The 20,202-nt window shown below is 67.3% G+C and carries 18 protein-coding genes; 12 read left to right on the top strand and 6 right to left on the bottom strand.

Annotation, left to right across the window (positions count from 1 at the left end):
* Positions 1-95: 95 nt before the first annotated feature.
* From moaB to BM009_RS07790, 3 genes are read right to left on the bottom strand one after another with little or no spacing between them, the layout of a single operon-like run.
* Positions 96-623: a molybdenum cofactor biosynthesis protein B gene (gene moaB / locus BM009_RS07800; protein ID WP_093295811.1), complete on the bottom strand. Its 528-nt coding sequence runs from the start codon at positions 621-623 to the stop codon at positions 96-98.
* Positions 613-2,526 carry a lytic transglycosylase domain-containing protein gene (locus tag BM009_RS07795; RefSeq protein ID WP_093295201.1) on the bottom strand — a complete coding sequence of 638 codons (1,914 nt, stop codon included), beginning with the start codon at positions 2,524-2,526 and terminating at the stop codon, positions 613-615. The genes moaB and BM009_RS07795 overlap by 11 nt, the downstream gene beginning before the upstream one ends.
* Positions 2,523-3,245 (bottom strand): uracil-DNA glycosylase family protein, encoded by a 723-nt coding sequence (locus tag BM009_RS07790; protein WP_093295200.1) that lies wholly within the window; start codon positions 3,243-3,245, stop codon positions 2,523-2,525. The genes BM009_RS07795 and BM009_RS07790 overlap by 4 nt, the downstream gene beginning before the upstream one ends.
* A 131-nt stretch (positions 3,246-3,376) precedes the next feature.
* On the opposite strand from BM009_RS07790, the gene BM009_RS07785 reads away from it, so the two are divergent.
* From BM009_RS07785 to BM009_RS07745, 9 genes are all read left to right on the top strand, one after another.
* Positions 3,377-5,029, top strand: coding sequence for an electron transfer flavoprotein-ubiquinone oxidoreductase (locus tag BM009_RS07785; protein ID WP_093295198.1), 1,653 nt, complete (start codon positions 3,377-3,379; stop codon positions 5,027-5,029).
* Positions 5,004-6,590 carry a tetratricopeptide repeat protein gene (locus BM009_RS07780; RefSeq protein WP_254772196.1) on the top strand — a complete coding sequence of 529 codons (1,587 nt, stop codon included), beginning with the start codon at positions 5,004-5,006 and terminating at the stop codon, positions 6,588-6,590. The genes BM009_RS07785 and BM009_RS07780 overlap by 26 nt, the downstream gene beginning before the upstream one ends.
* A gap of 20 nt (positions 6,591-6,610) precedes the next feature.
* Positions 6,611-7,447: a 4-(cytidine 5'-diphospho)-2-C-methyl-D-erythritol kinase gene (locus BM009_RS07775; RefSeq protein WP_093295197.1), complete on the top strand. Its 837-nt coding sequence runs from the start codon at positions 6,611-6,613 to the stop codon at positions 7,445-7,447.
* A gap of 160 nt (positions 7,448-7,607) precedes the next feature.
* A complete protein-coding gene (locus BM009_RS07770; protein ID WP_093295195.1) occupies positions 7,608-8,342 on the top strand; it encodes an enoyl-CoA hydratase/isomerase family protein in 735 nt (244 codons plus the stop codon).
* Positions 8,339-9,070: an N-formylglutamate amidohydrolase gene (locus BM009_RS07765; RefSeq protein WP_093295194.1), complete on the top strand. Its 732-nt coding sequence runs from the start codon at positions 8,339-8,341 to the stop codon at positions 9,068-9,070. The genes BM009_RS07770 and BM009_RS07765 overlap by 4 nt, the downstream gene beginning before the upstream one ends.
* An 11-nt stretch (positions 9,071-9,081) precedes the next feature.
* A complete protein-coding gene (gene ilvD, locus BM009_RS07760; protein ID WP_093295192.1) occupies positions 9,082-10,803 on the top strand; it encodes a dihydroxy-acid dehydratase in 1,722 nt (573 codons plus the stop codon).
* Positions 10,784-11,122 (top strand): hypothetical protein, encoded by a 339-nt coding sequence (locus BM009_RS07755; RefSeq protein ID WP_254772195.1) that lies wholly within the window; start codon positions 10,784-10,786, stop codon positions 11,120-11,122. Before ilvD ends, BM009_RS07755 begins: the two co-directional genes overlap by 20 nt.
* Entirely contained in the window at positions 11,119-12,522 is a 1,404-nt protein-coding gene (locus BM009_RS07750) for an NAD(P)H-hydrate dehydratase (RefSeq protein ID WP_093295191.1), read from the top strand. Before BM009_RS07755 ends, BM009_RS07750 begins: the two co-directional genes overlap by 4 nt.
* A complete protein-coding gene (locus tag BM009_RS07745) occupies positions 12,519-13,709 on the top strand; it encodes a class I SAM-dependent RNA methyltransferase (RefSeq protein ID WP_175487974.1) in 1,191 nt (396 codons plus the stop codon). The genes BM009_RS07750 and BM009_RS07745 overlap by 4 nt, the downstream gene beginning before the upstream one ends.
* On the opposite strand, the gene truA is transcribed toward BM009_RS07745, so the two are convergent.
* Positions 13,699-14,445, bottom strand: a complete 747-nt coding sequence (truA, locus tag BM009_RS07740; RefSeq protein ID WP_093295188.1) for a tRNA pseudouridine(38-40) synthase TruA — start codon at positions 14,443-14,445, stop codon at positions 13,699-13,701. The genes BM009_RS07745 and truA overlap by 11 nt on opposite strands.
* Entirely contained in the window at positions 14,442-15,344 is a 903-nt protein-coding gene (gene fmt, locus BM009_RS07735; protein ID WP_093295807.1) for a methionyl-tRNA formyltransferase, read from the bottom strand. The genes truA and fmt overlap by 4 nt, the downstream gene beginning before the upstream one ends.
* Positions 15,345-15,398: 54 nt before the next feature.
* Between fmt and recR the strand changes: the two genes are divergently transcribed.
* From recR to BM009_RS07720, 3 genes are all read left to right on the top strand, one after another.
* A complete protein-coding gene (recR, locus tag BM009_RS07730) occupies positions 15,399-15,995 on the top strand; it encodes a recombination mediator RecR (protein WP_093295805.1) in 597 nt (198 codons plus the stop codon).
* Between the two features lie 31 nt (positions 15,996-16,026).
* Positions 16,027-16,551 carry a peptide deformylase gene (def, locus tag BM009_RS07725; RefSeq protein ID WP_093295186.1) on the top strand — a complete coding sequence of 175 codons (525 nt, stop codon included), beginning with the start codon at positions 16,027-16,029 and terminating at the stop codon, positions 16,549-16,551.
* A gap of 427 nt (positions 16,552-16,978) precedes the next feature.
* Entirely contained in the window at positions 16,979-18,382 is a 1,404-nt protein-coding gene (locus BM009_RS07720; RefSeq protein ID WP_175487973.1) for a DNA recombination protein RmuC, read from the top strand.
* Between the two features lie 6 nt (positions 18,383-18,388).
* Here BM009_RS07720 and BM009_RS07715 read toward each other — a convergent pair whose 3' ends face one another.
* Positions 18,389-20,197 carry an ATP-dependent nuclease gene (locus tag BM009_RS07715; protein ID WP_175487942.1) on the bottom strand — a complete coding sequence of 603 codons (1,809 nt, stop codon included), beginning with the start codon at positions 20,195-20,197 and terminating at the stop codon, positions 18,389-18,391.
* Between the last annotated feature and the right edge of the window lie 5 nt (positions 20,198-20,202).

Here is a 20,202-nt window from a genome sequence, read left to right as displayed (position 1 = left end):
CCTGGGCCCCTGCTTTCGCAGGGGCACGGCAAGGGCAGGGGCACGGAAGCGCAGGGACGCGGGAGCCGTAGTGGCACGGCGGGAGCCGGGAGCCCTTACCGCTCCTGCAGCCGCCCCATCAGCTCGACGAAGTTGCAGGGCTTGTGGCGGATGTCGAGCTGGGTGGCGAGGATGCCGTCCCAAGCGTCGGTGACCGCGCCGGTCGAGCCCGGCAGGGCGAAGATATAGGTGCCGCGGGCGACCCCGGCGGTGGCGCGCGACTGGATCGTCGAGGTGCCGATCTTGGCGTAGCTCAGCCAGCGGAACAGTTCGCCGAAACCGGGGATTTCCTTGTCCCAAACCCGCGCCAGCGCCTCGGGCGTCACGTCCCGGCCGGTCACCCCGGTGCCGCCGGTGGCGAGGATCACCTCGACGCCCGGTGCTGCGATCCAGGCTTCGAACTGTGCCGCGATCGCATCGACATCGTCGCGCAGGATCATGCGGTCGGTGAGGAGATGGCCCGCCTCGGTCAGCCGCTCTACCAGCCGATCGCCCGAACGGTCCTCGGCGAGCGTGCGGGTGTCAGAGACGGTAAGAACGGCGATTCGGACGGGGCGGAAGGCGATGCTCTCGTCAATTGCCACGCGCAACCTCGCTCGGCAGCTTGGCCGCGCTGATCGTCACGCTGGCGCCGGTGGCCGGCAGCTGGAACTGCTGCTGGATCGGCGAGGGTTCCACCGGCTGCGGCGCCGGGAAGGTGAGCGTCGGCGCGCGCAGGGTCTTGAGCTTTACCGCCTTGGCGCCCGCCATGCCGGGGAAGCGCGGCCACATGCCGCCCGCCAGCGCGACGCGGCTGGGCGAGGGCTTGCCGTCGTGCAACTCGTACATCCAGTAGTTGCGCAGCACCGTCACGACATAACCACGCGTCTCCCAGTACGGGATGCTCTCGATGTAAAGCAGCGGGTCGCCGCCGTCGCGCGAGGCCTGGTTCCAGGCATCGACCGGGCTCGGGCCGGCATTATAGGCCGCGATCACCTTGGGCAGCAGGCCCTGCGTCTGCGGCATGTCACGCAACTGCTCGAGATAGGACTGGCCGATCTCCATGTTGACCGACGGCTTGGTCAGATCGCTCGCGGCATAGGTCACGCCGCGACGGCGGCCCACGTCGATCGCAGCGCCGGTCTTCACCTGCATCAGCCCCATCGCCCCGGCGGCGCTGCGCACCTCGGTGCGGAAGCTCGATTCCTGCAGCGTGTGCGCGAAGACCAGCGAGCGGTCGACGCGCCAGCCACCATCGGGCGACCAGTTCGGCACCGGATAGCGCGCCTCGACGATCGGCTTGGCGCCGGCGGGCCCGTTATGCGCAAGCCACAGCTCGGTCTGCGGCAGGCTCAGCTCGGCGGCGAGGCGGGTGAGCGCGCCGTGATCGTCGGGCGTGCAGAACTTGGCCTGGTGGCGCAGCACCTGGTCGGCGAGCGAGGTCTCGCCGATCTCGGCCAGCGCGGCGGCGACGCGGACGTTCGGCCGGCGCTCGAGCGCGGCCCAGTCCTTGCTGACCATCCGGTCGCCTTCGAGCCGCTGTTCCTCGAGGCCGAGGCTGGAGCGCGCGAGCAGGCCGTAGAAGGTCTCGCCATATTGGCTGGCGGCGCGCAGCTTGGCGGCGACGCGATCGGGGCGGCCGCATGCCATTTCGGCGCGCGAGCCCCAGAACAGCCCGGCGGCGCGCAGCTCGGTATCGCTGGCGCGGGTGGCAACGCGCTCGAAGGCGGCGGTGGCGCCGGCGCAATCCTGCTGGCGCCAGGCGGCGAGGCCATCGGCCCAATCGGCCTGCGCGGTCCATTCGCCCAGACCCTGCTCGGCCTTGGCGGCCATGCGGCGGGCATTGGCGTCGTCACCGGCGACATAATAGATCCAGGCGACCTTCTGCTGCCATTCGGTCAGCGCCTCGGGCGTCAGATCATTGGCGAAGCGCGCGACGACCGCCTCGGCGGCGGGGCCGTTGTCCGCCTTTACATAGGGGGACATCAGGATGGCGACTTCGGTCGCGGCATTGTCGCTGCGGATCGAGCGGGCGCGCTTGCGGATCGGCGCGCCGTCGAACCAGATCAGCCGCTGCGCGACCGGAAGGGTCGGCAGGTCGCTCACGCCACGCGTTTTGGCGAGGCGGACGAGCTGTTCGGCCTGGGGCAGTTCCGGCGCCTCGGTGATCAGCGCGACCAGCTGGTCGGCCTCGACGCGGGGCGAGCCCTTGGCGGTGTAGAGCTGGGCGCGGGCGATCGCATGGAGCGGGCCTGGCTTCATCGAATCGAGCTTGATCTGCGCATCCGCCCAGCGGCCGTCGCGGATCGCATCGAAGACGAAGCGGTAATCGGCGCGCTGATCGGCATCGAGCTGGGGCGGGATGCCGTCGCCCTTGTGCTTGGCGGCGGGGGTAGGGGCGTCCTCGTCGATGACCGCGGGGCTGGTGTCGTCGGGCAACGCGGCCAGGGCCGGCGTGGCGATCGGCGCCGTCATCAGCGTGGCGGCAAGCAGGATGCGCAAGGTCAAAGGCTCGGTCCCCGGCTCAGCAGCAACAGATGTTTCCAGGTTTCGCTCTTGGCGGCCGGGCGCTCGATCAGCGAACGCGGATGGTAGGTCGCCACCACCTGGGTATTGGCGTCGTAGCGGTTAACGTCGTGCGAACGAAGCTCGGGGGGCCAGGCTTCCGGCCCGAGAACGGCACGGGTCGCCGCATGGCCGAGCAGGAGGAGCTTCTGCGGCTTCACGAACGACAGGAAGTGGGTGGCGAGCTCGACCAGCTTCGGCGCGGCATCGGCCGGCACCTGACCGGTCATCGGCCGGGCAAAGCAGAGCGGCACCAGCTGCACCGACTCGCGCGCAAGCCCCACGGCTGCCAGCATCCGGTCGAGCAGCGCACCGGCCGGGCCGCTCCAGAGCGTTTCGCTGTCCTCGGGCTCGGGCATGTCGACGAAAATCGTCCAGGCAGGATTTTCGACGATCGCCGGGGCGATCAGCGGGCTGTGCCACCCGGCCTCGGGGGCCGCTTCGCCCGCTCGCCAGGCGAGGAATTCGGACAGAGTCTGCGGGAGCATGGGCGCCGGCGCCGCTACGGCAGGCTCGGGCTGCGGCTCGGCGCGAAGCGGGGCGGGCTTGGCGAACCAGTCGCGCACCTCGTTCTCGACCAGCACGTCGACGCCGGCGGAATCCCACCATTCGAGCGCGCTTGCGAGCGACTTGTGCCAGCTATTGTCTGGTTCTGCCCCCATACCCATTCTTTGAATCCCAGTTGACGGCGAGGTCAATCTGGCTTCATCGCCGGATAGACGGAACGTTGCGCGGGCGCGACGACAGGTGGCCGCGAGGGCCGTGTTAGTACGAAGGACTTAGGGGAACAAGGATGAGCGAACGGGAGTCGATGCCCTATGACGTCGTGATCGTCGGCGCGGGGCCTGCCGGTCTTTCCGCGGCGATCCGGCTCAAGCAGCTGGCGAACGAGGCCGGTGCCGAGCTCTCGGTATGCGTGCTGGAGAAGGGCTCCGAGGTCGGCGCGCACATCCTCTCGGGCGCTGTGGTCGATCCGAAGTCGCTCGACGAGCTGCTGCCGAGCTGGCGCGACGATGGCTGCCCGCTGGCGCGCACGCCGGTGACCGAGAACCATCATTGGGTGCTCAGCGAGACGGGCAAGTCCGCCTATCCGGAGTTCCTCACGCCGCCCTATCTGCACAACAAGGGCACCTACACCGGCAGCCTCGGCAATCTCTGCCGCTGGATGGCGGAGAAGGCCGGCGAGCTGGGCGTGGAGATCTTCCCCGGCTTCGCCGCCGCCGAAGTGCTGTACAACGAAGACGGCAGCGTGAAGGGCGTCGCCACCGGCGACATGGGTGTCGCCAAGGATGGCGAGCACAAGCCCGATTACCAGCCTGGGCTGGAGATCCACGCGAAATACACCTTCCTGTCCGAAGGCTGCCGCGGCCATCTTTCCAAGCAGATGATCCGCCAGTTCGCCCTCGACGCCGACAGCCAGCCCCAGGTCTATGGCATCGGCATCAAGGAGCTGTGGGACGTGGATCCCGCCAAGCATGTGCCGGGCCGCGTGATCCACACCCAGGGCTGGCCGCTGACCGACGGCGCCAATGGCGGCGGGTTCATCTACCACCAGGCCGACGGCCAGGTCGCGATCGGCTTCGTCGTGTGGCTGGGCTACAAGAACCCCTGGCTCTCGCCCTTCCAGGAAATGCAGCGCTGGAAGCTGCACCCGGAAATCGCCGAGTTGCTCAAGGGCGGCAAGCGCGTTTCCTACGGCGCCCGCGCAATCTCCGATGGCGGCTGGCAGGCGGTGCCCAAGCTGGTGGCTCCGGGCCTGGCGCTGATCGGCGACTCTGCCGGCTTCCTCAACGTGCCGCGGATCAAGGGCACGCACACCGCAATGAAGAGCGGGATGATGGCGGCCGAGGCGGCCTTCGCGGCGGTGCAGGCCGGGCGGAGCAGCGACGAGCTGACCGCCTATCCGGAAGCCTATGAGGCGAGCTGGGTCTACAAGGAGTTGCGCGGCGTCCGCAACGTCGTGCCGCTGGTCAAGAAGTTCGGCGACACCTGGGGCACCTTGCTTTCCGGCGTGGCGATGTGGAGCGAGCATCTCGGCCTGCGCTGGCCGGTGACGATGAAGCTCAAGCCCGACCATGAAGGGCTGCTGCGCGCGGACCAGGCGCCCAAGATCGACTATCCCAAGCCTGACGGCGTGCTCACCTTCGACCGGCTCTCCTCGGTGTTCGTCTCGAACACCAACCATGAGGAGGACCAGCCGGTCCATCTGACGCTGAAGGACAAGGATATTCCGATCGGGTACAATCTCCCGATGTACGCCGAGCCTGCGCAGCGTTATTGTCCTGCCGGTGTGTATGAGGTCGTAGGGGAAGGCGATGATCTGCGGTTCCAGATCAACGCGCAGAATTGCGTGCACTGCAAGACCTGCGACATCAAGGATCCCACCCAAAACATTAACTGGGTGGTGCCAGAAGGTGGCGGTGGCCCCAATTATCCGAACATGTAGCCTTGGTCTTGCGCTGCTGCTGGCGGGCCCGGCGGCGGCGCAGACCGCGGACCTGACCGACTATGTCCGCGCCCGTGCCGCCGATGCGGCGGGCGCGGCGGGAGTCGCCGCGCAAGGCTATGGTCGCGCACTGGCGGCGACCCCGGACGATCCGGTGATCGCGCTGCGCGCCTATCGCCAGGCGCTGATGGTGGGCGACATGGCACTTGCCAACCGTGCAGCGGCGGTGATGGAGAAGGCCGGCGTCGCGCCGCCCGACACGGCGCTGGTCGACATGGCCGTGGCGCTCGCCGCGGGCAACCAGACGGGCGCCGCCGATGCCGTCAAGCGGCTTAAGGGCACCCCGTTCGACTTCCTGATGCCGATCTTCACCGCCTGGCTCGCCCAGGCGCGCGGGCTGGACGGCGTCGCGGTGATCGACAGCCTCGACATGGGCGCGCTCGCCCGACGTTATGCCGCCCCACAGCGCGCGCTGATGCTGATGGCGCAGGGCAAGGACGACTCCGCTGCGCTGGGCGCGATTGCGACGCTGGCCGGCGACGGCGATGCCGATGCCCGCATCGATCTCGCTACCGTGCGCGGACGTGAGGGCGCGCGTTTCCTGCTCGAAGGTGGCGGCCCTGAGCTGGAGGCGGTCGCGCGCACGCTCGGCGCCCCGCAGCCGGTAACGATCGCCTATGCCCTGTCGCGCATGTTCCGTGCGATGGCGAGCGACCTCGGCGGCGACCGGATGGCGACGCTGACCATCGTGCTCGCCCGCTGTGCGCTGATCCTCGACCCTGCCGAGACCCGCGCGCGAATCCTGCTGGCCGAGGCGATCAACGGTGCAGGGGCCCCCGATCTCGCGCTGCAGACACTGGCGGCGATCCCCAAGGACAGCCCTTTCGCCCGCCGCGCCGCGGGGATACGCGTCGCCGTGCTGCGCGATGCTGGACACGCCGATGCCGCGCTTGCCGATGCCAAGGCGCTCGCCGAGGACCGTAGCGCAACCCCGCTGGAGGTGGAGCGCTATGCCCAGATCCTCACCGACACGGGGCGCCACGATGCCGCGGCGCGGGTCTATGCCGAGGCGCTGCGGCGCGGCGGCGAAGGCAGCGCCGATCTCCACCTCGATTACGGACTGGCATTGGAACAGGCCGGGCGCTGGGACCAGGCGCTGCCCGAGCTGCGCAAGGCCGCCGAACTCGCGCCGAACCGCGCCGAGATGCTGCGGACGCTGGGTACCGCGCTGATCTCCCATGGCGGCGACGGTGCCGAGGCGCTGCGCCTGCTGGAGCGCGCGCGGAAGATCGCGCCCGAGGACGCCGAAGTCGCCGATGCGCTCGGCTGGGCCTATGTCCGCCAGGGCGAGCTCGCGCGCGGCGCGGCGCTGCTCGAAGCGGCGGCGCGCAGCGATCCGGCGGGGACCGCCGCCAACGAGCATCTGGGCGACGCCTATTGGCGGCTCGGCCGGCAGTTCGAGGCGCGCTATGCCTGGCGGGCTGCGGCGATCCATGCGGCGCCTGCCGATGCCGAGCGGATCGCGCGCAAGCTGCGAGAGGGGCTGACGGCCGCCTCCTGATCGCGCTAGGGGCGGTGGCGATGCAAGACCTTCGCACCGTCACCGAGCCCGCGCGCGCCAAGCTCAACCTCGCGCTCCACGTCCGCCATCGCCGCGCCGATGGCTATCACGAACTGGAGACGCTGTTCGCCTTTGTCGAGCATGGCGATATCGTGCGCGTCACCCCGGCGGAAACCGATAGCTTCACGTTGATCGGTCCGTTCGCGGCCGTGCTGGCGGGCGAGGGGGACAATCTCGTCATGCGGGCGGCGGCACGGTTCCGAGCGGCGTTCGGCGGCGGTGCACATGCGATCGAGCTGGAGAAGCATTTGCCGGTGGCGTCGGGGATCGGCGGCGGCTCGGCGGACGCGGCGGCGACGCTTCGCGCTCTGGCCGCGCTGCACGGCGTGGATCTCGCCGATCCGAAGCTGTTCGCGATCGCCGATGCGCTGGGATCGGACGTGCCCGCCTGCCTGCTCGGCCGCACGGCGCTGGGCAGGGGGCGCGGCGAGCAGTTGGAGCCTCTGGAGGGGCTGGCAGGTACGCCGACGCTGCTGGTGAACCCCGGCGTGGGTGTCTCGACGGCGGCGGTGTTCAAGGCCTGGGACGGCATCGATCACGGCCCGATCGGCGAGGGCGACCTGCTCGCCGTAGCTCGGGCCGGGCGCAACGACCTCGAGCCACCCGCGCGCGCCATCGCGCCTGCGATCGACGCGGTGCTGGCGGCGCTCGCCGCGCAGCCGGGCGTGCTGCTCGCGCGGATGTCGGGCTCGGGCGCGACCTGCTTCGCGCTGTTCGAGTCCGACGCCGCGCGGGATGCCGCGGCGGCGGCCTTGCAGCGGCCCGAATGGTGGCTCGCCACGACCCGGCTTTGCTGAGCCGGTAAGCGAATCTTTACGGTTTCACGACAAGGGTGTCGGCGGCGGATCTGACGCGTTCGCGAACGTCTGCCCTTGGCCCGCGGGTGCGCTTCCCACTGGGAAGTCCCCCCGCGCGCCATCGCGTGACTTGGGCACGCGGATCGGGCACAGCCGCTCCATGATCGAAGTTCGTTGGGATGGGCCGATCGCCACGATCGCGCTCGCACGCGGATCGGCGCGCAATGCGGTGCCGATCGCCGGCTGGGAACAGCTCGCCGCCGCCACCACCGGCCTGAAAGCTGCCCGGGCCGTGATCCTCCGCTCGGATATGCCCGGCATCTTCTCGGCCGGCGCGGATATCGGCGAGTTTCCGCAGCTGCAAAATGATCCTGCCGCCCGCACCCGCTTCCGCCTCGCGATGCGCGCCGGGATCGAGGCGCTGGCAGCGCTCCCGATGCCGGTGCTCGCTGCAGTGGATGGCGGCTGCTTCGGCGCGGCTGTGGCGCTGGTTCTCGCCGCGGACGTGCGGCTTGCCGGGGACGGTGCCCAGTTCGCGGTGACGCCCGCACGCCTCGGGCTCGGCTATCCCCGCGAGGACGTCGCCCGACTGGCAGCACAGGTCGGGCAGGGGCGGGCGAGCGAGCTGCTCTTCACCGGAGAAGCCATCGACGCCGATGCGGCCGCGCGGATCGGTCTGGTCGAGCGCCGCGCGCCCGATGCTGGCGCCGCAGCCGTCGCGCTGGCCCAGCGCATCGCCGAGAATGCCCCCGCCGTCGTTCGCCAGCTGAAGCGCGCGCTGCGCAATCCGGACGACGCTGCGCTCGATGCCGCCTTCGAAGCCGCGTTCGGCGGCGACGAACTGGCGGAGGGGCTTGCCGCCTTCCACGCCCGCCGGCGGCCGGTGTTCGCATGAGCGTCGCCGAGATCCTGTCTGGCAGCGCGCAGGACGTGCTGCTGCTGTGCGACCACGCCTCGAATGCGGTGCCCGCCGATATCGATCTCGGCATCGACCCGGCGCTGCTCGAGCTGCATATCGGCGTCGATATCGGTGCCGCGGCCGTGACCCGCGCGCTCGCCGCCCGGCTCGATGCCCCGGCGATCCTGGCCACCGTGTCGCGGCTGGTGATCGACCTCCACCGCGAGCCCGATCATATCGGCCTGATCCCCCATCGCAGCGACGGCCATGCGATCCCCGGCAACGAGACCGCCGACCGAACCGCGCGCATCGCCCGCTTCCACGCGCCCTATCACCGCCTGCTCCGTGATCAGGTCCGACGCCAGCGGCCATCGCTGATCCTGTCGATCCACAGCTTCACGCCCTGTCTCGAACATGGCGGCACGCCGCGGCCCTGGGAGATCGGCATCCTCTACAATCGGGACACGCGCGCTGCCCGTCCGGCGGTCGAGTGGCTCCGCGCGCAGGGCTGCCTCACCGGCGACAACGAGCCCTATTCGGGTCGCCTGCTCAATGCGACGCTGAACCGCCATGCCGAGGCCCAAGGCATCCCCTCGATCGCGATCGAGATCCGCAACGACCTGATCCGGGACACGGCAGGCGTCGAGCGATGGGTCGAGCGTCTCCAGCAACTTACGCTTTTTCTGCGCAACACTCTTGCGTCAAAGGGGGTTACCGCGACATAGGCTTGCGCGCCATGACCAACCGATTCGACAAATCCAAGCTCCCCAGCCGCCACGTTTCCGTGGGGCCCGAGCGTGCGCCTCACCGCAGCTATTACTATGCCATGGGGATTCCCGAGGAGGATATCGCCAAGCCGTTCGTCGCCGTGGCGAGCGCCGGCAATGACAGCGCGCCGTGCAACACCACCCTCGATTTCCAGGCCGATGCCGCCCGTCAAGGCGTGATCGCCAATGGCGGCATGCCGCGCCGGTTCAACACCATCACGGTGACCGACGGCATTGCCATGGGCCATCAGGGGATGAAGTCCTCGCTGGTCAGCCGCGAGGTGATCGCGGATTCGGTCGAGCTCAGCGTGCGCGGCCATTGCTATGACGCGCTGGTGGCGTTCGCCGGCTGCGACAAGTCGCTGCCGGGCATGATGATGGCGATGCTTCGCCTCAATATTCCCTCGATCTTCGTCTATGGCGGCTCGATCCTGCCGGGCCGGTTCGAGGACCGCGACGTCACCGTGGTCGACGTGTTCGAAGCGGTGGGCAAGTTCGCCGCCGGCAACTGCCCGCTCAAGGACCTCACCGCGCTCGAGAAGGTCGCCTGCCCGGGCCACGGCGCCTGCGGCGGCCAGTTCACTGCCAACACCATGGCGTGCGTCGGCGAGGCAATGGGATTGTCCTTGCCGAACAGCAATATGGTGCCTGCTCCGTACAAGAGCCGTGAAGAGATCGCGATCGCGGCGGGGCACCAGGTGATGAACCTGCTCGAGATGAATCTGCGCCCGCGCGACATCGCGACGCGCGCGGCCTTCATCAACGCCGCGCGCGTCGTGGCGGCAACCGGCGGCTCGACCAACGCGGCGCTGCACCTGCCGGCGATGGCCAATGAAGCAGGTATCGAGTTCGACCTGCACGATGTTGCCGAGGCTTTCAAATCAACGCCTTATATCGCCGACCTGAAGCCAGGTGGGAAGTATGTCGCCAAGGATATGCACGCGGCGGGCGGCGTCTACATGCTGATGAAGACGATGCTTACCAACGGCCTGCTCGACGGCAGTTGCATGACCGTGACGGGCAAGACGCTGGGCGAGAATATCGACCAGGTCACCTGGAACCCCGACCAGAAGGTGATCTACGACGTGAAGACGCCGATCACCCCGACGGGCGGCGTCGTCGGCCTGCGCGGCTCGCTGGCACCCGAAGGCGCGATCGTGAAAGTCGCGGGCATGCACCGGCTGCAGTTCACCGGCCCGGCGCGGGTGTTCGACTGCGAGGAGGATGCCTTCCAGGCGGTGGAGCATCGCCAGATCAACGAAGGCGAAGTCATCATCATCCGCTATGAAGGGCCGAAGGGCGGTCCGGGCATGCGCGAGATGCTGTCGACCACCGCGGCGCTCTACGGCCTCGGCATGGGCGAGAAGGTGGCGCTGATCACCGACGGCCGCTTCTCGGGCGGCACCCGCGGCTTCTGCATCGGCCATGTCGGCCCCGAGGCGGCCGAGGGCGGCCCGATCGCGCTGGTCGAGGATGGCGACACGATCCGCATCGATGCCGAGGCGGGTACGATCGACCTCGACGTGCCCGAGGACGTGCTGGCCGAGCGCCGCGCCCGCTGGCAGCCGCGGGTGAACGACTATCAGTCGGGCGCGCTCTACCGCTATTCGCAGAATGTCGGCCCGGCCTATCAGGGCGCGGTGACGCACCCCGGCGCCAAGGCCGAGCGCCATGTCTACGCGGACATCTAGTCTCCTCGCGTTGCTGCTTGTGGCGGGCTGCGGTGCCGATCCGGTGTCGCAGCCCGCTGCACAAGCGGGCGAGACGGTCGCGTGCGGTCCGGTCGGCGAGACGCTGCTGCCGGTCTGCACCGTGGAGCGCGACGGTGCGGTGCTGATCCTGCACCACCCGGATGGCGGTTTCCGGCGGCTGCAGGTTCAGGGCAATGTGATCACCGCGGCGGACGGTGCCGAGGTCGCGACCGTGACCCACGCCGCGAACGCAACCGAAGTAACGATCGGCGGGATGCGCTATCGCCTTGCGGGCAAGGGCGTTACAGCGGGACCATGATCCCGCCCGGCGCCCCCATCCTCACTGCCGACGCAATGCGAGCCGCCGAGGAGGCGGTCTTCGCGCGCGGCGTTTCCCAGGACGAACTGATGGAGCGCGCCGGTGCCGCGGTAGCCCGCGAGGCGGTGCGTTTTGCCATGGGGCGGCCGGCGCTGGTGCTCGCAGGCCCCGGCAATAATGGCGGCGATGCCTATGTAGTTGCTCGGCTTTTGCGCGAGGCCGACCTCGACGTGCTGGTCGCCGCTTCGGGCGCGCCCAAGCCCGGCGCGGCCGAGCGGATGCACGCGCGCTGGACCGGGCCGACCACCTCGCTCTACGGCGCGCCCGTGCGGCCGGTGGTGATCGACGGGCTGTTCGGGATCGGCGTTACCCGCCCACTGGAACGCAGCATTGCCGCCGTGCTGGGCGAACTGGTGCGCGGGGCGGACTTCACCCTCGCGATCGATCTGCCGTCTGGCATGGACACCGACAGCGGCGACGAGCTGGGCGCGCCGCGCGGCGTGAACGCCACCGTGGCGCTTGGCGCGCTCAAGCCGGTGCATGTGCTCGGCGACGGGCTGTCGCGCTGCGGCCATGTGCTGCTCGCCGATATCGGTATCCCGATCGATTCCGCCTGGCACACCGTTGGTCGCCCGCAGCTGGAGACGCCGGGACCGCAGAGCCACAAATATAGCCGCGGACTGGTTGCGGTGGTGGAAGGCGCGATGCCGGGCGCAGGTCGGCTGGCGGCTCGGGCGGCGATGGCAAGCGGCGCGGGTTACGTGATGCTCGCGGGGCCGGAGCCGGCGGGGCCTGCACCCGACGCGCTGGTCCGCCGGACCATCGACGACGCCGACGACCTCGCCGATTTCCTCGCCAGCGACCGCATCGATGCTATCGTGCTGGGCCCCGGCCTCGGTCGCGACCGTCGTGCCGAGGCATTCCTGCGGGCAGGGCTCGCCGCCGACAAGCCGCTGGTGCTGGATGGGGACGCGCTGAGCCTGCTTGGAACCGGAGCGGCGGCGACGCTGGCCGCGCGCGAGGCGCCGGTGTGGATCACGCCTCACGGGGGCGAGTTCGACCGGATGTTCAGCGGTGAGGGCAGCAAGATCGACCGCACGCTGCAGGCGGCGGCCGCGAGCGGCGCGACGGTGATCCACAAGGGCGGGGACACGGTAATCGCGGGTCCTGACGGCAGCGTTCGCGTGTTGGCCGGCGCCTCGCCCTGGCTCTCGACGGCAGGCACCGGCGACGTACTCGCGGGCGTGCTCGGGGCGCAGATCGGGCAGGGCGGCAGCGGGGTCGATCCGGCGGCGGCAGCCGTCTGGCTCCACGGCCGCGCGGCGCAGCTTGCAGGGCCGGCTTTTTTCGCCGATCAGCTCGTCGCTCAACTGGCAAAAGCGTGTTCGGAATGTCTGTGAGCGAAGTGGAAGTGGTGCGGGTCGCGGCGCGGGGCGATGGGGTGACCAGCGACGGCCGGCATTTCCCGCTCACCGCGCCCGGCGACTGGGTCGGCGAGGATGGTGCCATCCGCTTCGGCCCGCACCACCAGACACCGCCCTGCCGCCATTTCCCGAGCTGCGGCGGCTGCCAGCTCCAGCATCTCGACGATGCTGCGTGGAGCCACTTCCTCGCCGAGCGCGTGCGGACCGCGCTGGCAGCCCAGGGACTGGAAACGGAGATCCGCACGCCCTTGCTCTCGCCCCCGCGCACGCGCCGCCGGGCGACGCTCCATGCCGAACGACGCGGCAAGCAGGTGCGGATCGGCTTTACCGAGGCAGGCAGCCACAAGCTGATCGATTTGACCGAATGCCATGTGCTCGCGCCCGAGCTGTTCGCGCTGCTCGGGCCGCTGCGGCGGCTGTTCGCGACGCTGCTGCCCGATGCGCGGCGGGTGAACGTCCATCTGGCGCTGAGCGACCAAGGGCGGGACGTGCTCGTCGAGGGGATCGACCCGCAGGGGCTAGAGGCAGCCGAGGCGATCACCGCCTTTGCCGAAGCTGAAAAGCTTGCCCGCTTCGCCATCGACGAAGGCTTCGGGCCCGCCGCGCGCTGGGAGCCGCTGCCGGTGACGATCACGCTGGGCGGCGTCGCGGTGCCGCTGCCGAGCGGCAGCTTCCTCCAAGCCACGCCCGAGGGCGAAGCGGCGCTCGCGGCGGCAGTCCGCGAGATCGTGGGCGAGGCGGGAACCGTTGCGGACCTGTTCGCCGGGCTAGGCACCTTTACCTTCGCGCTGGAGCAGGCGCGGGTCTATGCCGGCGAGGCCGCACGCGACGCGATCCTGTCGCTGAAGGCGGCAGCGAGCGCGGCCGTCCGCCAGGTGTTCGGCGATCATCGCGACTTGTTCCGTCGGCCGCTCACTACCGCCGAGTTGGACCGGTTTGATGCGGTGGTGCTTGATCCGCCACGCGCGGGTGCGCGCGAGCAGGTGGGTGAACTCGCCGGTTCCAAGTCGCCGATTCTGGCCTATGTTTCCTGTAATCCGAGCACCTTCGCGCGCGATGCGGAGATCTTGTGCAAGGGTGGCTATCGGCTCGAATGGGTGCAGCCCGTGGGGCAGTTTCGCTGGTCCACCCATGTCGAGCTGGCGGCTAAGTTCACGCGCTAGGATATTCTGCCCTCAAGAAAAACAGGCCATCGGGCGGGGCGTTGAGTCCCAGCCTCGTCCGGTCGCACGCCTCCAGCGCCTCGCGCACATCCTCCGGCGCCCATTTGCATTGGCCGACCAGCGACAGGCAGCCGACCATCGAGCGCACTTGATGGTGCAGGAACGACCGTGCCGAAGCGAACACGCTGATCCGGTCGCCCGCCTGCACCACGTCCAGCCGATCGAGGGTGCGCACAGGGCTATCGGCCTGACAATGCGCCGAGCGGAAGGTGGTGAAGTCGTGGCGGCCTACCAGGAAGGCCGCCCCGGCCTGCATCGCGGGCACGTCCAGCGGTTCGGATAAGCGCCAGGCGAGGCCCTTTTCCCAGGTCAGCGGTGCCCGACGCGTTACAATCCGATATTCATAATGCCGGCTAAGGCACGAAAAACGCGCGTGCCAATCCTCGGCGACTTCCTCGCAGGCCAAAATTGCCACGGGGTGAGGCCGCATGCGGGCGTTGAGCGCTTCCATCAGCCGGAAGGGCGCTATCGGCTTGGCGATGTCGACATGCGCGCGCATCGCCAACCCGTGCACGCCAGCATCGGTGCGGCCGGCGGCATGAACCACTGCGTCCTCCCCGGTCACGGCATAGGCGGCGTCCTCGATCGTCTGCTGGACGCTGGGGCCGTGGTCCTGTCGCTGCCAGCCCATGAAGGGGCGGCCGTCGAACTCCACCGTCAGGGCAAAGCGCGTCAAAGCTGCGTTCCTGCGGGGATGGGGAAGCCGCGCAGCAGTTCGGCCACGGTCATCACGCCGCGGCCGGCGCGCTGGACGGATGTCGGGCGGATCGCGCCTTCGCCGCAATGGATCAGCAGGTCGTCGCTCACGGTGCCCGCGGGGCCGGTCGCGTCGACCAGTTCGGCGGCATGGACGCGGAAGCGCTCGCCGTTCAGTTCGAAGAAGGCGCCAGGCGCGGGGTTGAACGCGCGCACCGCCCGCTCGACCTCCACTGCGCTGCGGGTGAAATCGAGCCGCGCCTCGGCCTTTTCGATCTTGGACGCATAGGTGATGCCGTCTTCCGGTTGCGGCACCGCAGGGTGGCGCTCGAAGTCCGCCAGCACCTCCACCATCAGTCGCGCGCCCGTCGCGCTCAGCTCGGCGCGCAGCTCGCCGGCGGTTTTGCGGTCGATCGGGGTGCGGCCCTCCAGTCGCACCGGGCCAGTATCGAGTCCCGCCTCCATCTGCATGATGCCAACGCCGGTCTCCGCATCCCCCGCAAGGATCGCCCGCTCGATCGGCGCCGCGCCGCGCCAGCGGGGGAGCAGCGAGCCATGGACGTTGAGGCACCCCAGCCGCGGCGCCGCCAGCACTGCCTTGGGCAGGATCAGGCCATAGGCCGCGACCACCGCGACATCGGCCTCGAGCGCCGCCAGCGCCGCCTGCTCCTCCGCGCCCTTGAGGCTGAGCGGGGTGCGTACCTCGATCCCCAACGCATCGGCGCGGGCATGGACCGGGGAAGGGGTCAGCACCTTGCCGCGCCGGCCGCCGGGGCGGGGCGGCTGGCTGTAGGCGGCGGCGATGTCGTGCCCGGCTTCCACCAGGGCGTCGAGCACCGGTACGGCGAAATCGGGGGTTCCCATGAAGACGATGCGCATCATGCCCCCCTCAACCGCTTGGCAGGCGCGCATGCAAGCCCCTATGTGTCGCACATGGCCTCTCCCGAAATCGAAGCGCTGACCCAGGCCCTGTCGCGGCTGCCCGGTTTCGGGCCGCGATCGGCGCGGCGGGCGGTGCTCCATCTGCTGAAGAAGCGCGAGACGACGCTCGACCCGCTGCTCGCGGCGCTCAGCGCGGTCAGCCAGAAGCTCACCACCTGCCACATCTGCGGCAATGTCGACACGCACGACCCTTGCGCGATCTGCGCCGACCCGCGCCGGGACGATCGATCGCTCTGCGTGGTGGAGGAAGTCGCCGACCTCTGGGCGCTGGACCGCGCGCGGCTGTTCCCCGGGCGCTTCCATGTGCTGGGCGGCAAGCTCTCCGCGCTCGACGGGGTGCGGCCCGAGGATCTCCGCATCGACGCGCTGGTCCGCCGCGTGGGGGCGGGCGGCATCGACGAGGTCGTCCTCGCGATGAACGCTACGCTCGAGGGCCAGACCACCGCGCACTATGTCTCCGAGCGCCTGGAATCCTTCTCGATCCGGGTTACCCAGCTCGCCCATGGCCTGCCGGTGGGGGGCGAACTCGACTATCTCGACGAGGGCACGCTGGCCCAGGCGCTCCGCGCGCGGCGGCCGGTTGCTTGACGCTGGGGGGCGCCTCTCCTAAATTTAGGCGATGGCCATCCTCCCTATCGTCGAAGTACCCGATCCGCGTCTGCGTCTCGTTTCCACCCCTGTCGAGGCGGTCGATGACGACGTTCGCACGCTGATCGGCGACATGTTCGACACCATGTACGATGCGCCGGGCATCGGCCTCGCCGCTATCCAGGTGGGCGTGCCCAAGCGCCTGATCGTCATGGACCTGCAGGAGGAAGAGGACGAAGAGGGCAAGCCGATCCGGCACCCGCGCGTCTTCATCAACCCCGAGATCCACGAGCCGGCCGAGGAAGTTTCGGTCTATACCGAGGGCTGCCTGTCCGTCCCCGACCAGTTCGCCGATGTCGAGCGCCCCGCGCGTTGCCGCGTGACCTGGCTGGACGAGAAGGGCGAGGCGCATGACGAGCTCTTCGAGGGTCTGCTCGCCACCTGCATCCAGCACGAGATGGACCATCTGGAGGGCATCGTGTTCCTCGACCATCTCTCGCGGCTCAAGCGCGACATGCTGATGAAGAAGCTCAACAAGGCCCGCAAGGCGGCCTGAGGGCTGTCGGGCTTTTTTTGATTTCACGCGAAGGCGCGAAGACGCGAAGGTCGTCTCGCGCAGAGGCGCAGAGGCGCAGAGGCGCAGAGAGCGCAGAGGGGACGCGCTCGCTTCGCGCGTCGGCGTGACCAAAGGTATTATTGTGTCACGCGGAGGCGCGGAGGCGCGAAGACGGGTCGTGCTGCCGCGCAGCGGCTCGCCCTTGCCTGCGACCAACACTGACCGCCGTTTGAAAAGCGGCGCACGCCGCCGGCGATCCAAAGCCTCCGCGCCTTCGCGCCTTCGCGTGAAACAATTCTTCTCTTTCCCCCTGCGCTCTCTGCGCCTCCGCGCGAAACAAGAATCCCGCGCCGAACCGACCGCGCCCGCCCTTGCGGCCCCGTTCCCACACAGGTAAGTTCGCGTCCTGTTCCCGGGAGATTTGGTGTTGGATCCGTTCGTCGTTGCCTTTGTGATGGTTGCCCTGGTTGTGGGCGTGGTGGTCGGCTGGCTGATCGGCGCGCGCGGGACGAGCGAGGCGCGGGCGGAGAGCGCTCGGCGCGAGGCCGATTTCAAGGCCGCCATCACCGATCTCGCCATGGCCGAGGAACGCGTCGCCCAGCTCCCCCGCCTGCGCGAGGAAGCCGCGATGCTCCGCAACGAGCGCGATGCCGCCCGCATCGAGCTGGCCGAGCTCAAGGCCAAGGCCGGCGCCTTCGAGGAGCGGCTGACCGAATTCGTCAACGCGCGCGAGATGATGGCCGGCCAGTTCCGCGAATCCGCCGCCAAGATGCTCGACGAGACGCAGCGCGCCTTCCTCGAACGCGCCGAGGCGCGCTTCCACCAGGCGGGCGAGAAGAACGAGGAGCGGCTGCGCACGCTGCTCCAGCCGATCGACACCACGCTCAAGCGCTATGAGGAAGGGCTGCACCGCGTCGAGAAGGACCGCAACGACAGCTATGGCCAGCTGCGCGAGGCGATCAGCGCCGTACAGGCCGGGCTGGGCGAGACGCGCGCGGAAACCTCCAAGCTGGTCAACGCTCTGCGCGCCGCGCCCAAGACGCGCGGCCGCTGGGGCGAGCAGCAGTTCCGCAACCTGATCGAGATCGCCGGGCTTTCCGGCCATGTCGATTTCGCCGCCGAAGTCTCGGTCACCACCGAGGACGGCATGCTGCGGCCGGACTTCATCATCCGCCTGCCGGGCGACCAGCAGCTGATCGTCGACGTGAAGTGTGTGCTCGACGGCTATCTCCAGGCGGCCGAGGCGACCAGCGCCGAGGAGCGCACCGCCGCGCTGAAGGCGCACGCCAAGGCGATGAGCACCCATGCCGATGCGCTGTCGCGCAAGGCCTATTGGGCGCAGTTCGAAAAGGCGCCCGATTTCGTGATCATGTACATCCCCGGCGACAATTTCCTGTCGAGCGCGCTGGAAGTGGACATGGAGCTGTGGGAGCGCGCGGCGCGCAACCGGGTGATCATCGCCGGCCCCTCGGCCTTCTTGCCGCTCGCCCGCACCGTCGCGTCGATGTGGCGCCAGCAGAAGCTGACCGAGGACGCTCGCGAGGTCGGCAAGCTGGGCAAGGAGCTGTACGAGCGGCTGGCGACGGCGGCGGGCCACCTCAAGCGCGTCGGCGGCGGGCTGAACAGCGCGGTGGAGAATTACAACAAGTTCGTCGCGAGCTTCGAGGGCCGGGTGATGGTCTCCGCGCGGCGCTTCCAGGCACTCAACGTGGATACCGGCAACAGCGCGCTGGACGCGATCGACACGGTCGACGTGATCGCGCGGGCACCGACGGCGGAACTGCCGGCGCCGGATGGGGGCGAGGTGGAGGAAGCGGCTGCGGCGGAGTGAGGATACTCATCCGCCCGCCGTCGATCCAACGAGGCTTTCAACGTATTTGCGAAGCTCCAATATTTGATGCGGCGCGATTTCTGCAACAAATTTTAGAAGTTCTAAGGTGTCGCCTTTCTTTCGAAAATTTACGCGGTGATCAGATAGCGTGGTGCAGGCGGTCGCGATCAAGTTCGCTGCGTCCACTCTCGAAAGCCACGAACTATTCTCTAGATCGCCATCAAATTCTGGTACAATAAACCTTTCATTTTCTGACAAAGATTGCAGCATGCTTGCGACGCGAGTGCCATCAGTAACTTCTTCCCCGCACTTCTGATTTAGAAAACGCGCCAGCGCTTCCGGATTAAGTACGTAGCACTCAAGATGCCTTCTAGGAAGAAGATGTAGCCGACCACGTGACATCCTAATCATGTCCTCTTTATCAGAGGCCGACAAATCTTCGCTATCAAAACTGAAAGTAACATTTCTCACTAATGGCGACGCCGCCCCACTAAGCTTTTCATAAATTTGATATATTAGTTCCTTGTCTCGACGTTTTGAGATGAAGTCTCCCGTTGCTACCACTGAAGTGAAGATAGTTCCGCGGGGTAGGGCTTTTCCGCATAGGGATTCAAATAGATACGGGAAGCACAACTCTTCCGTGGGCCCTTCTACCCATATAATATTGTCGGCGGCGAATACATCTGTCATTGATACGCCAAGGTTGTCGGCAATCTCTTTTAATGATTCTACTTGTTCTACTTCTAATTGTTTAACCTTTGAATTATAATTCACTCTGCTAACAAGATTTATTGTTTTTGGGTCGCTGAAACTTATTACTTCGGGCGCGTGAGTGGATATTATATACTGGTGGCTGCTATATTGAGTTTTCAGTATTCTGATAAGTGACTTGACTGCTGCAGGGTGTAAAAAGCTATTGATTTCGTCAATCATTATTACGGCGTTTTCTACTGTCATGACCGCCGTGAGGATAGACAAAACCTGCGAAATACCAGTGCCGCTGTTAAGTAATGGGAAGCTGAGCTCTACATGCTCCATTGACTCCGTCGGCCAAACACGGATCTCGACTGCGCCGCCACCAACTGGCCTTATACTTAAATTGCCAATTGTAGAGAACACTTCGCGAGCATGGCCGACGAGTCGCTGGAATAGTGTTCCGCGATCTCCGTTCAATGTTAAGAGTACGCTAGGTAGGTTCCTTGCATTGTCGGCTAGTCGTTGAGCCGGTTCTGCTGATGATGTTCCAACATTCATTCGTTCTGCTGAGAAATAGAACATCTTCCTGGACCAAATCTCATTCAACACTGATGGTACAGTGTCATTCATCCCGTAAGACGGGGCGAAGTTTAAATTGCCTCCGCTAGCTCGAGAAATGGCGAAATATTTCGACTGATCGTTAGGTGTGAACAGTCCATGGCTGGGATAATCAGCACTAAAGTCTCTATTGGGTTCGCTCGTAACTTCGGTAGTGATATATTGAGTACTTAATATTTCTGTCACATGAGCTTGGCAGCTTTGTCCGTCGGGAATTGGAATGTAAACCTCGTTAACACCTCTTTGAAGTAGAGCTTCCTTCAGTTCCTCGCCAGAATACTGTAGTTTTAATCTAACTCTGGGAAGAGGAAGCAAAAAATCCTGCCACTTCTCCTTGCAGCGATGCCTATCGTCGGCGAGCGAAGGTTGCAGGGCCCTCAAAAAGGCACTTTTGCCCGAGTTGTTTTGGCCAACGAAGAGGTTGATTCCGTCTAAAAAGGTAATGTTTCCGGAGTCTTCAAAAGATTGAAACCCGATGACGCGTGCGTTCAATAGTTTCATCGCAA

It is taken from the genome of Sphingomonas sp. NFR04 (assembly GCF_900114095.1).
In the GTDB taxonomy this organism is placed as follows: domain Bacteria; phylum Pseudomonadota; class Alphaproteobacteria; order Sphingomonadales; family Sphingomonadaceae; genus Sphingomonas.
The sequence above is the reverse complement of the archived record's forward strand: the minus strand, read 5'-3'. Positions and strand labels throughout refer to the sequence as shown.